Source organism: Acinetobacter genomosp. 15BJ (genome assembly GCF_000400715.1).
Lineage (GTDB): Bacteria > Pseudomonadota > Gammaproteobacteria > Pseudomonadales > Moraxellaceae > Acinetobacter.
Genome location: NZ_KE007345.1, coordinates 12,727 through 28,449, shown reverse-complemented (window position 1 = coordinate 28,449; position 15,723 = coordinate 12,727). Strand labels below are relative to the sequence as shown.

Annotated in this window: 12 protein-coding genes and 2 pseudogenes; 4 read left to right on the top strand and 10 right to left on the bottom strand. The window is 42.5% G+C overall.

Going from position 1 to position 15,723, the window contains the following annotated elements:
* The first annotated feature begins 137 nt into the window (after nucleotides 1-137).
* A complete protein-coding gene (locus F896_RS19130; RefSeq protein WP_016162152.1) occupies nucleotides 138-854 on the top strand; it encodes a DUF2846 domain-containing protein in 717 nt (238 codons plus the stop codon).
* Nucleotides 855-868: 14 nt separating this feature from the next.
* Here the strand turns inward: F896_RS19130 and F896_RS19135 are convergent, their stop codons facing one another.
* The 3 genes from F896_RS19135 to F896_RS19145 form a co-directional block, all read right to left on the bottom strand.
* Complete coding sequence (locus F896_RS19135; protein ID WP_016162151.1) at nucleotides 869-1,411, bottom strand: DUF2059 domain-containing protein; 543 nt, start codon at nucleotides 1,409-1,411, stop codon at nucleotides 869-871.
* A 107-nt stretch (nucleotides 1,412-1,518) separates the two neighbouring features.
* A complete protein-coding gene (locus F896_RS19140; protein WP_004657827.1) occupies nucleotides 1,519-3,045 on the bottom strand; it encodes a fumarate hydratase in 1,527 nt (508 codons plus the stop codon).
* Nucleotides 3,046-3,193: 148 nt separating this feature from the next.
* Nucleotides 3,194-4,054, bottom strand: a complete 861-nt coding sequence (locus tag F896_RS19145; protein ID WP_016162150.1) for an AraC family transcriptional regulator — start codon at nucleotides 4,052-4,054, stop codon at nucleotides 3,194-3,196.
* A 183-nt stretch (nucleotides 4,055-4,237) separates the two neighbouring features.
* Between F896_RS19145 and F896_RS19150 the strand changes: the two genes are divergently transcribed.
* On the top strand, nucleotides 4,238-5,152 hold the full coding sequence (locus F896_RS19150) for a DMT family transporter (RefSeq protein WP_032881979.1): 915 nt from the start codon (nucleotides 4,238-4,240) through the stop codon (nucleotides 5,150-5,152).
* A gap of 50 nt (nucleotides 5,153-5,202) precedes the next feature.
* The gene (locus tag F896_RS19155) at nucleotides 5,203-5,811 is read left to right on the top strand and encodes a class I SAM-dependent methyltransferase (protein ID WP_016162148.1); all 609 of its coding nucleotides are present in this window, start codon (nucleotides 5,203-5,205) and stop codon (nucleotides 5,809-5,811) included.
* A gap of 54 nt (nucleotides 5,812-5,865) precedes the next feature.
* Here F896_RS19155 and pta read toward each other — a convergent pair whose 3' ends face one another.
* The 3 genes from pta to F896_RS19170 form a co-directional block, all read right to left on the bottom strand.
* Nucleotides 5,866-8,001 (bottom strand): phosphate acetyltransferase, encoded by a 2,136-nt coding sequence (gene pta, locus F896_RS19160; RefSeq protein WP_016162147.1) that lies wholly within the window; start codon nucleotides 7,999-8,001, stop codon nucleotides 5,866-5,868.
* Between the two features lie 29 nt (nucleotides 8,002-8,030).
* Nucleotides 8,031-9,206 (bottom strand): acetate/propionate family kinase, encoded by a 1,176-nt coding sequence (locus tag F896_RS19165; RefSeq protein WP_016162146.1) that lies wholly within the window; start codon nucleotides 9,204-9,206, stop codon nucleotides 8,031-8,033.
* 296 nt (nucleotides 9,207-9,502) lie between these two features.
* Nucleotides 9,503-10,768 (bottom strand): glutamate-5-semialdehyde dehydrogenase, encoded by a 1,266-nt coding sequence (locus tag F896_RS19170; protein ID WP_016162145.1) that lies wholly within the window; start codon nucleotides 10,766-10,768, stop codon nucleotides 9,503-9,505.
* A gap of 354 nt (nucleotides 10,769-11,122) precedes the next feature.
* Here F896_RS19170 and F896_RS19175 point away from each other — a divergent pair, with 354 nt between their 5' ends.
* The gene (locus F896_RS19175; protein WP_016162144.1) at nucleotides 11,123-12,433 is read left to right on the top strand and encodes an alpha/beta fold hydrolase; all 1,311 of its coding nucleotides are present in this window, start codon (nucleotides 11,123-11,125) and stop codon (nucleotides 12,431-12,433) included.
* Between the two features lie 58 nt (nucleotides 12,434-12,491).
* Here the strand turns inward: F896_RS19175 and F896_RS19180 are convergent.
* The 4 genes and pseudogenes from F896_RS19180 to nagZ form a co-directional block, all read right to left on the bottom strand.
* Nucleotides 12,492-13,202, bottom strand: a pseudogene (locus F896_RS19180) (class I SAM-dependent methyltransferase); the annotation flags it as partial.
* A gap of 53 nt (nucleotides 13,203-13,255) precedes the next feature.
* Nucleotides 13,256-14,188, bottom strand: a complete 933-nt coding sequence (locus F896_RS19185; protein ID WP_005064486.1) for an IS5 family transposase — start codon at nucleotides 14,186-14,188, stop codon at nucleotides 13,256-13,258.
* A 53-nt stretch (nucleotides 14,189-14,241) separates the two neighbouring features.
* Nucleotides 14,242-14,382, bottom strand: a pseudogene (locus tag F896_RS19190) (leucine carboxyl methyltransferase); the annotation flags it as partial.
* A gap of 290 nt (nucleotides 14,383-14,672) precedes the next feature.
* On the bottom strand, nucleotides 14,673-15,695 hold the full coding sequence (nagZ, locus tag F896_RS19195; RefSeq protein WP_016162141.1) for a beta-N-acetylhexosaminidase: 1,023 nt from the start codon (nucleotides 15,693-15,695) through the stop codon (nucleotides 14,673-14,675).
* Between the last annotated feature and the right edge of the window lie 28 nt (nucleotides 15,696-15,723).

The following is a 15,723-nucleotide window of genomic DNA, read 5'->3' as shown; positions in this document are numbered from 1 at the left end:
AAAGCATGAAAGGCTTGGCTTTTCATGCTTTTTTTATTTGCAATTAAGCGTTGAGGTGTTAATCTTAAAAAATTGAAAAAATGTGCATAGTTTTGCGCTGTTAAAAATAAATCCAAGAAAACGCCTTGAGGGATGTCATGCGTTATTTAATATTGTCATTATGTTGTGCAGGGGTATTGGCTGGCTGTCAGAGTCATAAGACAGTTGAAGAAAAACCAACCGTACTGACTGCAACCTTACCAACTGTTGATACTGAAAAAGAACCAGGTCTTTTGGATCAATATCATGTGGGTGGCTTCTCCGTTGGTGGTTGGGTTAATCAAAAGTTAGGCCAATATTACGCCCCAATCAAACCGCAAAATGAACAAGCTGCGGTGGTTTATTTATACCGTCCAGATACACGTTGGAACCGTCAGGAAATTGCTGCGGCCAATTTATTTATCAATGGACATCGTATTCCGAGCTTATTGCATAATCATTATTACTGGGTAGAACTACCTGCGGGAACTTATCGCTTGAGTGTGAGTCGTCCTTTGGCAGGATTACATTTCCAAAAGCCGAAATATCTCGATTTTACTGTGGATGCTGCACAAACTTATTTTATTAAATACGATGAGGAAAATAAGATTTCTCGTAGTGAGCATACAGGCCCATTTATGATTACACCTGACAAGGTAGCGCATCAGGAAATCGCATTCACACGGTTAAAATCTTCTAGCTATAACTTTGTCGCTCAAGATGCATCGGGCAAGGTTCGTTCAAAACCCCAAGAGTTAAAACCAGCAAAGTATGATGAAAAGTCAGAGGTGCATTTGGTTAAGCCATTTAAGCTTTGGAATCCATTGACTTGGTAGGTTTACTTGAGCAGTTACTCATCCTGAATTAAAGGTTTGATGATGGTGAGGAACTGCTCTTTTAATTGCGAGCTCTGTTCTGGATCATTTAGGGTTTTTTGGCTTAAGTTATTCATATATTGAAAAATATTGGTACTTATTTGCAATGTTTTTTGATTAATGGATTTACCTTCAGGTGTTTTTAAGAATCTCAAATAGGCTTGTATTTCTTCTTCGCTCAAGGTATCTGCATAAATCTTCTCTATTGCCCGAATAGTTTCGGGACGAGCAAAGACTTTTGAACTGGTATCTTTAAGCAATTGGCTCAGTTCCAACACTGCAAGATGTTCTTGTGTTGTGGTCAGTGTTTCTTTTCCTAAGACTCGCAATAAAATATTTTCAGCTTCAAGATCGAGTGTCGGCTGCATTTCATCGAGTGAGGTATTTAAAACATTTTCGAGCTCGCTCAGTTTGATCAGTTCTTTGACTGACTTACTTTGGGCTGGGGATGCAAAGGTATTTTGCACGCCAACGAGAAGGCAAAGTCCAATCACCATGTTGAACATGTATTTATTCATCTATAGACCGCCTTATTGTTCTCATCTTTTTTATAATTTAGCAGAAGCCACAGGCAAAAAAATAGCCGAATACGATGATTCGGCTATGATTATTGTATGAGTATTATTTATGAGGCAGCAGCATCAACTACTGGAATCTTACCGATTTTCGCTTGCCAGATTTTTGGTGCAGTGGCATGGATTGAGGTACCATTCACATCAACTGCAACAGAGACAGGCATATCTTCAACCACGAATTTGTAGATTGCTTCCATACCTAAGTCTGCAAAAGCAACAACTTCAGCCTCACGAACTGCTTTAGACACGAGGTAAGCAGCACCACCAACAGCCATCAAATAAGTTGCTTGATTATCTTTGATCGCTTCAATTGCAGCAGGACCACGATCCGCTTTACCAATCATACCGAATAAGCCAGTTGCTTCTAACACTTGACGAGTGAACTTATCCATACGGGTTGCTGTTGTTGGGCCTGCAGGACCAACCACTTCATCGCCAACTGGATCGACTGGACCCACGTAGTAAATGAATTTACCTTTTAGATCGACTGGAAGTTCTTCACCATTATTTAACATGTCAACCATGCGCTTATGTGCAGCATCACGACCTGTATAAATCGTACCGTTCAATAATAATGTATCGCCTGGCTTCCAAGCATTCATTTCTTCTTGAGTAATGGTATCAAGGTTTACACGCTTCGATTGAGACGAATCCCATGTTACAGCAGGGTAGTCTTCAAGTTTTGGTGCTTGAATATGTGCAACACCAGTACCATCTAACTGGAAGTGTGCGTGACGAGTCGCAGCACAGTTCGGAATCATACCGACTGGCTTACCTGCCGCATGGCAAGGGTAATCCTTGATTTTAATATCAAGTACTGTGGTTAAACCACCAAGACCTTGTGCGCCAATACCCAACGCATTCACTTTCTCGAAGATCTCGATACGGAGTTCTTCCATTTTGCTTTGTGGGCCACGACGAAGTAATTCGTCCATGTTGATTTCTTCCATAAGTGCTTCTTTTGCAAGCATCATGGCTTTTTCAGCAGTACCCCCGATACCAATACCGAGCATACCTGGTGGACACCAACCTGCACCCATAGTTGGAACAGTTTTAAGTACCCAATCCACGATTGAATCAGATGGGTTTAACATCGCAAGTTTAGATTTATTTTCTGAACCGCCACCCTTTGCTGCAACGGTAATATCAACTTTATTACCAGGAACGAGTTTGTAGTGAATCACGGCAGGCGTATTGTCTTTGGTATTCTTACGACCAAAAGCTGGATCTGCTAAAACAGAAGCACGGAGTACGTTTGAGTTCTCTAGGTAACCTTGGCGTACACCTTCGTTTACAGCATCATCCAAGCTCATGGTTAAATCAAATTTAACATCTAAGCCGACTTCAAGGAAAACGTTAACAATCCCTGTATCCTGACAGATTGGTCGGTGACCTTCAGCACACATACGTGAGTTGATCAGGATTTGGGCAATAGCATCTTTTGCAGCTTTGTTTTCTTCACGATCATAAGCACGGCTCATCGCTTGGATGAAGTCTTGTGGGTGATAGTAAGAAATAAACTGCAGGGCATCCTTGATTGATGTAATCAAGTCATCTTGTTTGATGATCGTTGTCATATCAAATTTCTCTTGAGCGGGCGATTAGCTGGCGGGCTAAATTATATGACAAAAAGGAATGAATGTGGGAGTTTTAGCTTAGATTTGGCTAAAGGTCTAAACTGATCCTTCGATCTAAATTGCATCAACAAAAGATGTACTTTGGATTTTAGTTTTTTCTCAGTTGAGATGGGCTATAGCCAAACTGTTTCTTAAAGCGATGGCTAAAATGGCTGCTTGAGCTAAATCCATATTGCACAGCGATCTCTGTCAGATTTGTTGTGGTCTGTTCAAGTGCTTGATGAGCACGCTCAAGACGGCGTTGCATCACATATTGATGTGGTGGCATCTGCATCGATTGTTTAAACATATGTGCAAAATGATACTCGCTGAGTTGCGCTTGCTGAGCCAGATCAGACAAGGTCAGACTCAAATGGAGATGTTGATCAATCCATTCCAATAATTGCTTAAGCACATAAGGGGAGAGACCACCTTTGACTTCAGGTGCTTGCCATTGTGCATGACTGTAATTTTTGATCAGATGATTGAGTAATAGCGTTGTTGCGGTACTCATCTGCAAATGGTTTTCACGCTCTTGCCATGCACCATTCAGTAAAAAGTGCCGATAGATCATCGAAATTTGTGGGTCAGCCACAAAAATTTGTGGGTTTAAAATGATTTGGCTGGGTTCGCGATCCCAGACTTGCTCAGCCACACGTTGTAAGTGCTGTTCAGTGTAATAAAGATGTACGAAGGTAAGTGGATCACGTAGATCCCAAGTCGATTCAAAATCTTGTGGCATCAGGCACATGCGGTCAGGCCCACCGCCATTGTGCCAGCCCTGTTGGGTTTTTTGATAGCTTTCATAACCGCCCTGAATATACATACTCAAAGTGTGGTGATTGCTACAGACACTGACACGGTCTTGGTTATTTTGCCACATGGCCAACTGCATACCCGAACCGAGTTCTACCGAGTCGAGTAATTGCGCTTTATATTGCTGTAATTGATCTAGAATCTGATATTTCATCTTCTATACGCAGTGCCAAATATGATCCAGTTTAGTGTAGAACTTTCAGTCAGTTTTGTCATCTGGTCAAAAAAATTCTAGAAAAAAGCAAATCCATGACAATCATCGCAAGATGGTGCAAGTAATCATGACCGCAAAAGCAGCAAAATAGTGGTCGAGGTAATTGAGTTTGGTTCTAATGATATGAATGCGCTGTTATATGCTTTGGTTGTGGTGATTTGGGGCACAACATGGATTGCGATTAGTCTGCAACAACAAAGTGGGATATCAGCCAGTGTTGCGGTGTTCTGGCGTTTTTTTATTTCAGCATTGGTGTTATTTGTTTTTGTCGCTTTGAGCCGCAAGTTGCAGAAACTGGCAGGCAAAGATCATCTGTTTTGTATGTTGCAAGCCTGCTGTATTTTTGGGTTTAACTTTGTCTGTTTTTATTATGCGGTGCAATATATCAGTAGTGGTTTGGAAGCCGTGATTTTCTCCATGGCGGTGATTTTCAATACCATCAACGCCAAATTATTCTTTGCGCAGCAGGTGTCAACACGCTTTTATCCTGCAGCGTTATTAGGTGTACTCGGGATTATTGCCTTGTTCTGGCATGACGTGGTGGGCACCACTTTAAATCGCAATACTTTGTTGGGTATTGGACTGTGCATTTTAGGGACTTATGGTTTCTCTTTGGGCAATATGATCAGCACGCGCCATCAAAAACATGGCTTGGATATTTTTACCACCAATGCCTACGGGATGTTGTATGGCTCATTGCTGATGGCGTTGATTTCATGGTTTAGACAAGATGAGTTTTTTCCAAGTATGCAATTCAGTGCAATCAGTGCTTTACTTTATCTCGCGATCTTTGGTTCGGTGATTGGTTTCACTGCATATTTCTATCTGGTCGGACGTATTGGTGCTGGTAAGGCGGCCTATAGTACCTTGTTATTTCCATTAGTCGCTTTAGTGATTTCGACTGTATGGGAGGATTATCACTGGCAAATGAATGCGGTGATTGGGGTGATTTTGATCCTATGTGGTAATGCAATTTTCTTTGTGAAAGGGCCGCAAACCAAGAAAATTCAGACACTAAATAAGCCAGAATCTTGTTAAGAGTTTGCTCAATGGCTTTAAAAAAGGAATGACTCATAATAGGCAATGACATGGTACAGGAATATCTAGCAAAGCATATTATTGAACTCTATCAGCAGCATGCTCGTGAATGGATTGAGTTACGAGGAAAGTTTCTGTCTGAGAAGGTTTGGCTCGATCGTTTTCTAGCGTTGCTCCCAAGCTCGGCCAGTATTTTGGATTTAGGTTGTGGTTCTGCTCAACCGATTGCTGCCTATTTTATTGCTCAAGGACATCAGGTAACAGGTGTTGATGCTTCGGAATATATGATTGAAATGGCACGGCAGTCTTTCCCTGAACAGGTCTGGGTGCAGCAGGATTTTCGGGAGTACCTTCCTGAACAAAAGTTTCAGGGCATTGTTGCGTGGGATAGTTTCTTCCATTTAACCCAAGACGATCAACGAAACATGTTTAAACGTTTTGCCGAATATGCACAATCAGGTGCAGCTTTAATGTTTAGCAGTGGGCCTACGCAGGGTGAGGCAATTGGCTCGTTATGTGGAGAGCCACTGTACCATGCCAGTCTCTCAATGGAGGAGTATCAGACTTTGCTGCAAGACCATGGATTTACACTGATTAAAATGATTGCTGAAGATGTTGAATGTACAGGACATACGGTCTGGCTGGCCCAATACCGCTAATAAAAAAGCCCTTTCAATGTAAAGGGCTTTTTTAATTTCAATCGAATAGTGGATTTAATCCTGTTGCTTCGCCTGAATCGCAGTCAAGGCAATGGTAAACACAATATCATCGACCAAAGCACCACGAGACAAGTCATTCACAGGTTTATTTAAACCTTGTAGCATTGGGCCGACACTCACTACATTGGCAGCACGTTGTACCGCTTTATAGGTGGTATTACCTGTGTTCAGATCAGGGAAAATAAATACATTGGCACGTCCTGCCACCTGCGAGTCAGGTGCTTTTTGGCGACCAACACTCTCAACCGAAGCGGCATCGTATTGTAATGGCCCATCAATCAATAAATCTGGACGGCGTTGCTGTGCGATTTTGGTGGCTTCGGCTACTTTCTCAACATCTGCACCTGTGCCCGAAGTCCCTGTGGAATAACTGATCATGGCAATGCGTGGATCAAGACCAAAGGCTTTGGCTGAATCCGCAGACTGAATCGCAATCTCGGCGAGTTGTTCTGCATTTGGGTCAGGGTTGATGGCACAGTCACCATAAACATAGACTTCATCAGGCAACAACATAAAGAAGATCGACGATACCAGTGAGTAATTTGGTGCAGTCTTAATCAGCTGGAATGCAGGACGCACGGTATTGGCAGTGGTATGAATCGCGCCAGACACCAAACCATCGACTTGATCGAGTGCCAACATCATGGTGCCGAGTACTACGGTATCTTGCAACTGTGCTTTGGCTTGTAAGGCATCGAGTTTACCTTTACGCAATTCCACCATCGGTTCGATATATTGATCACGAATAGTATCCGGATCAATGATTTGTAAATCATCGGGTAACTGAATACCGCGTGCTTTAGCCACTTCGGCAACCGATTCCGGTTTTGCCAATAAAATACATTGCGCAATGCCACGGGTTTGACAGATGACAGCCGCTTGTACCGTGCGTGGCTCATCACCCTCAGGCAGAACAATACGTTTTTTTGCAGCAATGGATTTCTGTACCAGCTCGTAACGGAATGCCGAAGGTGATAAGCGAGGGTGTAGGTTATTTTGGGTATGTTGATCCAGCCAATTGCTATCCAAATGACTCGACACGAAACGGGTGACTTGCTCTGCACGCTCAGTATCATCAATGGGAATTTCATTGCCAAAGCGATGCAGCAGTTGTGCTGTTTCTAAAGTATCAAGTGGGGTATGTAAAATCGGTAAACCTTGTTTGATCGCACTTTGGCAAAACTCGAGTACATTGCTTGCAGGCGCAGCTTGCTCAGTTAAAACCAGACCCGCGAGTGGCGTACCGTTACTGCTAGCAAGACTGGCAGCCAAGATTGCATCAGTTCGTTGTGATGCACTAATAATCAATTCGCCTGCAACAAATTTATGCAGTTCTGATTCGATATTGGATGCAATTAAGCTGGTATGCAGAATACGACGTTGTTTAGCCTCACCTTGATGCAACCATGTACCATTGATGATCGAAGCGATATCTAAACTACGAGGCACACTGAGGGTATTGCTGAATGGCACCAATCCAATAATCGGGAGTTCGTCGGTTCCCATAAAGCGGTTATAACGTTGTAACTCTAAGCCAAAAGCATCGATGTGCTGGTCTAGGCGTAGACTTGGATCAAGCGTAACCGGAATTTCGGCCGTACCCTCAGGCAAGCCTTTGGTCCGCATAAACAACACGCCTGTGGTCCGTGCTGACGCTGCGCCACCGAATTGACGTAAGTGCGCATCGACTCTTTCCGCTGTTTTACGTGGATCAGCTAAATCTGCGGTGCTGACCAATACCACTTGCGCATCCAGTGCTTGTGCGAGTGCAGCATTGATTTCACTGACGAAATGATCTTGTCCATTCGGAACTAAGCCTTCAACGATAATCACATCATGATCAGCTGAAATTTGACGGTGTAGCGCAACGGCTTCTTCAAGCAACTCATCTGTTTCACCTAAGGCAATCAGTTGAGTCAGTCTTTCATAGGTGATTGGCTCGGCAGATTTATGCTGAAATAAATGGCGATAGAGTGTCGTGGTACGGTCAATAGTGGTGTCTGCAATTTGAGAGTAGGGTTTTAAGAAACCCGCATTAATCCCTTTACAATCTAGTGCATAGATCATACCTAAGCAGGCTGAGGTTAAGCCAACACCTTCACCTGTGGGGATGAGTAAAATCGTATTCATAGTGACCTTAAAATTCTTTAATAGGTTGATTAAGCATTGGTTTCGAGCACTTGACGGGTTTCTTTGGCAATACGACCTTCTTCATCAGTCGGAATCACCCAAATTTGTGGACCTGTACCATCGTCGATACGACCTTCACTACCGCGAGCCAAGGCATCATTTTTCTCTTTACTAAATTTAAAACCGAAATGTGCTAAATAGCCTAAAGTCTTTTCACGGACATAAGCCGAGTTTTCACCAATACCACCTGTGAATACTAAACCATCCAGACGGGGTAGACCGCAACTCATCGCCGATAAAGATTTGGCGAGGCGATAGCAGAAGACTTCAATCGCTAGAGTTGCACCATCATGACCATTTTCAGAGGCTTCAACCAAGGTACGCATATCATTGGATAAACCAGATAAGCCCAATAAGCCACTTTCTTTATTTAACATACTGTCAATTTTTTGGATATCCCAGCCGAGGTTACTGGCAAGGAATAAATGCAAGCTCGGATCGACATCACCACTACGAGTACCCATCACCACACCTTCAAGTGGCGTCATCCCCATAGAGGTATCAACGCTATGACCATTCCAAACAGCACAAGTTGAACTACCATTGCCCAAGTGAGCGCTGAGCCAGCCACCTTCATTTTTATGACCTGCTAGTTCGCTGGCACGTTCAGTCACATAAGCGTGGCTAGTGCCATGAAAACCATAGCGACGAACTTGGTGCGCTGTATATAAAAATTGTGGCAAGGCATAACGATAGGCGCGTTCAGGCATGGTTTGGTGGAAGGCGGTATCGAATACAGCAACCTGAGGTAATTGAGGGAATAAGCGCATGGTTGCTTCAATCCCAATCAAATGTGCAGGATTGTGCAGTGGTGCAAGAGGTGTCGCTGCTTCAATACGCTCAACCAGTTCTGGCGTGAGTAATTCTGCTTTGGTGATGTCGCCACCGTGAACGACTCGGTGTCCAATCGCCTGCGGGTTGTAATTAGCTAAACGAGCCAATAAGGTTTCAAGTGCTTTGGCGTGATCTGCATATGGAATTGAAAGTTCCAGTGGTTCGCCACCCAGTGTGACCCCTTTAATACGGGCATCTGCCGCACCCAAGTTTTCTGCCAAACCATAAATACGATCTTCACGACGTTCAGAAATGAGCGCGTATTTGATTGATGATGAACCACAGTTAATTACTAATACAGATATAGCCACGTTTGAACACCTAACAGATTTTAAATTTTATGATGAACACTTTGATTTTGCTGCAACGCATGAGGCAGTGGAATCAAGCGCAATGTTTTAACATGGGATGTCGTATTGGCGAAGATAGACTTTAGCCTATACAACCCGTTTATAAATCAACCTATTCAGTATAGTTAGGAAATGGGCAGTTGTTTTGATTGATCTGTTGATTTTGTCATTTTTTTTTGTATGTAAATATATAAAAACACGAGAAAGATCAAATAAATGACCTTTATCGTGTTTCTGTGTTCAAATGCTCGATTTTGTTATTGGCGGATTTGACCATCGCCAAAAACAATCCATTTTTGTGAGGTTAAGCCTTCTAGGCCAACTGGACCACGAGCATGGATTTTATCGGTCGAAATGCCGATTTCTGCACCTAAACCATATTCAAAGCCATCCGCGAAGCGGGTTGAAGCGTTGATCATCACCGAACTTGAATCCACACGCGCCAAGAACTCGCGGGCTAGACTAAAGTTTTCAGTAATAATGGCATCGGTATGGTGTGAACCATACTTATTAATATGTTCAATTGCCTCATCCATACCAGTGACTACTTTAATCGCAAGAATTGGACCGAGATATTCGGTATACCAATCTTCCTCTGTCGCTGTTTTCACTGATACACCTAAAATACGTTGAGTTTCCGCGCAACCGCGCAATTCAACCTGTTTTTCAGCATAAAGTTCGGCAATGCGTGGCAAGAATTCCTCAGCAATCGCTTCATCGACCAATAATGTTTCCATGGCATTACACACACCATAGCGATGCGTTTTGGCATTGAGTGCGATTGGTAAGGCTTTTTGTAGATCTGCTTGTGCTTCAACAAAAACATGGCAGTTGCCATCTAAGTGTTTAATCACAGGAATACGTGCTTCATTACTGATACGCTCAATTAGGCTTTTACCGCCACGAGGTACAATTACATCCACAAATTCAGTCATGGTGATCAGATGACCCACTGCGGCACGATCAGGGGTATCAATCACTTGCACCGCATGCTCAGGTAGGCCAGAGATTTGTAGACCATGCTGGATCGCCGTTGCAATGGCTTTATTTGACTCGAGTGCTTCTGATCCGCCACGTAAAATAATCGCGTTGCCAGATTTCAAAGCCAATGAGGCTGCTTCAAGGGTCACATTGGGCCTTGATTCATAGATCATGCCAATCACGCCTAAAGGCACACGCATTTTTCCAAGTTGAATACCTGAAGGGCGATAGGCCAAATCAGTAATTTCTCCAATTGGATCGATTAAGGCAATTACATCTTTTAAGCCTTGTAGCATGCCTTTGAAACGTGCGGGGGTAAGTTCTAAACGATCAAGCAAAGCACTATCGAGTTGACGTTGACGGCCATTGTCCATATCAATTTGATTGGCTGCTAAAATTTGGGCTTGATTATTTTCCAAAGCCGTATAGATTGCAGATAGGGCATGGTTTTTCAAATGCGTCGACGCGCTCGTTAATACACGAGAAGCTTGACGTGCTTGAGCACCGACCTGTTGCATATAATTTTGAATAGAATCTTGCATAGCAGTTTGAGATTTGCATGTATTTATAAAGATAGTAACAGTCAACGGCTGAACAATGAATAGGCTGAACTGACAATTCAAAAAATTATGAAGCGTTAATTGGCGCAAAAGTTTTTATTTTAATGCGATGAAGATATTGAATATAAAGCCAAGATTACATATTTTGCAAAAGATTAGTGCTTTAAACAAGATAAGTGGTTAAGGAAATGATTGCGTATAAAACGTGCATATGTATAGAATGAAAAAGTATAGGATAAATGTAATACAAATTTTATAAATTTGTTAACTTGCAAGTTGAATTCGCTGAAAATGAGATGCTTGCAACAAAAAAATAAACAAGGATGGAGGAAGGACATGAATTCCATTATCCAAATGGACTCGGATATAAATCATACCTACACAGGCTTTGGTTTTTTCGACATTTACAATAAAAACAGTTTTAAACAGCCAGCGCGTACCACGTGGATCGATGGTTGGAAAATTGAATATATGGCAATTGCAGATCCGAAAACGATCTACAACACGCCGATTGTAATTGTCGGGGGCGCATTTCAAAATTTTAACTCTTATAAGTATTGTGTTGAGCAACTCTTTGAGAGTGGTCCCGTTATTCTCATTGATTTACCATCAATGGGAGCCAATCAACAGATTCGTAATGTTGATACAGGTGAATCTGCTGGAATCCTGGAACTGCCTGAATTATCTAAAATGCTTGGTCAATGGCTCGATATTGTTGGACTTGAGAAAGTTTCAATGATGGGTATGTCACTTGGATCGGTGGTTGCATCGTCATTTGCACACCAACGCCCCGAATTGATTGACCGTATGGTATTGATGGGTGTGATGCAGAAGACGCGTAAAAGCTGGCGGATGCTGCTGGAAGAATCATTGCATTTAATGCGTGAAGATCGCATGGATGAGTTTGGTCAAGCGGTAATCCTATATTTAGTGAATCATGCCAAGCTTGATAAAACTCGCATGTCGCCAACAGCAAAACGCTTATTCTTCAGACAAATGGCAGAATTTAGTGCAACTGAACGTGAGCGTTATGAAATCAACTGCAACCGTTTATTGCGTTTAAGTGATGTGCCAGTACCCCAATGTAAAACTTTGGTGGCTGCTGGGCAGTACGACAGCTTTACTTTGCCACACGAAAATGCTGATTTTGCTTTGCAATGCCAAGACATGCAGTTTGCTTTAATTGCAAATGCAGATCATGTACCACAATTGCAGCGCCGTAAAGAAACCATGAATTTGTTTACCTCATTCTTGAAAGGGGAATCTATCGATAATCTGGATGGTATTATCCCGATGACGCGTGAACAAATGCAAAAAATTGAACGTCGGGGTGAGGAACGTATTGCTGTTTTGCAACCACAGACTAAATTGACTCACCGTCATTTAGCGACTGAAGTGGCAGTGAAGGTTGTCGATATCACTTTCTTTGGCGTTTATTTAAAACTTAATGATCTTGAACAGCTTGATTTTGTTAGCCAACATCCTCGTGATTTAGCTCTACATTTAGCTGATGAAGAAGGTGAGTTTAAAATTGAATGTTTAAACTTTGATGCAACTGAGCAAGGACTGCGCATCTTGTTTAAACATGGCAGTTTTGAGATTGCGGATCGTTTAACGCGTTTTATTGAGCGTCAAAAACAGGCTTAATGAGAAGCGAAGATTTGAAAAGGGAAGTGGATCAACCATTTCCCTTTTTTATTGAGGATTATTTATTGGTTGCCTGAATGACCCAGACTAAATCACCTAAGTGTTGCTGTTTATTTTCCAGATGTGTGTGTTCAAAAAACTGCTTTGGCTGCAGAACTTCAACTTGATTAAAGCCTGCCCCTTGAAAGAAATTTTCGACCTCGGCTGGGTTTTTAAAATGAAAACTAAATGCACTGCGAGACATCCATTTTAGTAAACGGCTGCTGTTCCAGATAATAGTTGCCAGTTTGTTTTGGGTGGGTTCTGGGTAGATGTCTGTTAAATAATGCTGCTCTTTAAAGTTTTGACCGTAGTTGGCAATGGCTTGAATGAGTTGCTGTAACATTGGTTTTTCAAAGTAATTGATGAGTCCTTCACTAATAATCACCAATGGACGTTGAGGATCAAATACCTCAAATGCAGCAGCAAAGGCATCGGTAAATAAGTCGACAGACAGAACTTCATCTACATTGTTTTCGATTTGTTGTAGTGCAGCTTGTTTGGTGGCTGCCATATCGGGTAAATCCAATTCACGGTAAGTGATATTTGGATAATGTTGTCTAAACCACCAGCCTCGTGGTGATAGGCCACATGCAATTTCTAGTACTTGAAGATTAGGGTGTTGTTCAATTAATTCTTTTAAATGGCTATCCAACATACTGTGGCGTTGTTTAAGCGTGGTGCGCATACTGCCACCGACATATTTTTCTGCCCAGCTTTCAATTGGATGAGGCTTTGTTGCACAAAGATTTGAAAGGCAAAGCGCCCCTAATTGAGCCAAATTTAAGGCGTAACTTGGGTAAGTGGTCGACCTAATTCCGTAAATCTGTTGAGGACTGCTACACGTGCATGAACCTCATTGACTTGGCTATCAAAGCTCCTTGCACTGAGTTTATCTCCTAATAATTTGATGCAGTGCATTTTAGTCTCAACCAAACTTCGGCGATGATAGCCTGACCATTTTTTCCATAGTGTCCTACCTAAACGTTTAATTGTTCGAAGTAATTCATTTCGCTCTAGCGAGCTACTCTTTGTATCTTTCCATGGTTTCGCATTTTTTCTAGGTGGAATCACCGCATGTGCTTGCCGATCTGCAATGACCTGACGGCATTGCTTGGTGTCATAAGCTCCATCGGTATAAACAGAGTCAATCTGCTCATCTTGTGGAATCTGATTAAGTAAATCACCAAGCACCTGTGAATCACAGACATTATTGGTTGTGAGCTGAATAGCGCGTATTTGTAGGGTTTTGGCATCTATACCAATATGTAGTTTACGCCATTGGCGACGATATTCAGCTCCATGTTTCTTGCGTTTCCATTCGCCCTCACCTAGAAACTTCATCCCTGTAGAGTCTACGAGTAGATGCAGCCCATCGCTACTTTTTTGGTAGCTGATTGCAATATCAATATGCTTTTGTCTTCTACAAAGCGTACTGTAATCTGGTGCGGTCCAATTTAATCCGCAAAGTTTAATCAGACTTTGCACAAAGCCAGTGACCATACGTAAAGATAGACGGAATAAGGATTTAATCATTAAGCAGCATTGGATGGCTGCGTCGGAGTAGGTTTGATTTCGCCCTTGTTTGCCTTTTGATGGAGCATACCATTGCGTAGCAGGATCAAACCAAAGGGCAATATTTCCGCGATTAATGAGTGCTCGGTTATATGCGGGCCAATTGGTTGTGCGGTAGATTTTGTGTGTAGGCTTCTTCATTTGAAAATTATATCGCTGAAAAAGCCTTTACAGATAGGTTTGTGCAACAAAGCCATTGGATGAACTAAGGCGGCTAAAGTTTTTCCTTTGGCTGTTGCGAGTGCTGGATGTGAGATCCCCATTTGATACCAGATGTAGCCGGTGTAGTGTGCGGTAAATGAAATGTGGCGGTGTTTCGAAAGTTGTTGTGTCATCTGTCCTAGACTCTATTTTTCCTAATTGGGATATATAAAATTAACCTCTTTTTTAAATTGAGATTTTTCCACCAAATCCAGTTTTAGGTTTGTTATTTACTATCGTGGGGCGGCATGGATGCCAGCCGTTGGGCTGGGGTTACAAGGATGTACCCTCAGCCTAACAAAGGATTTTTGCTTACTTTTCATCCCTGAAAAGTAAGTCGAGCCGAAGGCAAAATCCTTCAATCAGATGATCACTCGGCAAGATTCCATCATGCTAATAAAATAATGCAAAAATCTAAGTAAAGTTAGAACGAATTCTTAAACTCTTCAATGACTTTTCTGACGCTATGCCAGTTTTCATCGTCTAAAGTCAATGTGGTACCAACCTGAATATTTGGAATTTTACCGCGCATACGCTCTAAACGCTGTTGATTTGGTAACGCTAGTGTTTGGATTCCATCTAATGCGGTACATGCAGCTGCACGGTCATTGCAGACTAAGCCCATATCACAACCTGCATTTAAAGCCGCTTGAATACGTGCATCCGCACCGCCTGCAACACAGGCAGCTTGCATGCTCAAGTCATCTGAGAATAATACGCCGTCGAATTTAAGTTGTTGACGTAAGATTTCTTGTAACCAGAAGGGAGAGAAGCCTGCTGGATTTGGGTCGACTTGATCATAGATTACATGGGCGGGCATTAGCGCATCAAGCTGAGGCATCAACTTGATAAAGCTCTGCATATCTTTGTCATAGATTTCTTGGTATGAGCGACTGTCAATTGCAGCGGCAACATGTGAATCTGCTTTGACTGAACCATGACCAGGGAAATGTTTGCCCGTAGTGGCCATGCCCGCTTTTTTCATACCACGCATAAAGGCATCTGCCAGTGGCACGATGTCTTGCATGTTTTTGGCAAAACCACGATCACCAATCACATCACTGACATCATTCAGGTCTAAAACAGGGGCAAAGCTAAAATCAATACCGACCGCGAGGACTTCAATCGCCATTAACCAGCCACATTGTTCAGCAAGTTCAATCGCTTGTTGTGGCTGACTCTGGTAATGTTCGCCTAGACGTCCCATTGCTGGAAGTAAGGTAAAACCTTGCCTTAAACGTTGTACTCGGCCACCTTCCTGATCCACCGCAATAAGAATTTCTGGACGGATTTGACGCATATGGTCGGTTAAGGCACGTACTTGTTGAGGGGATTCAATATTTCGTGCAAATAAAATCATGCCACCGACTTGCGGAGCTTGTAATAGTTCAATATCTTCTTGAGTAAGTTCTGTGCCAGCAATATCCAGCATCAACGCGCCGATCATAAGGATTCCGTTTGATTTTTGATAAAAA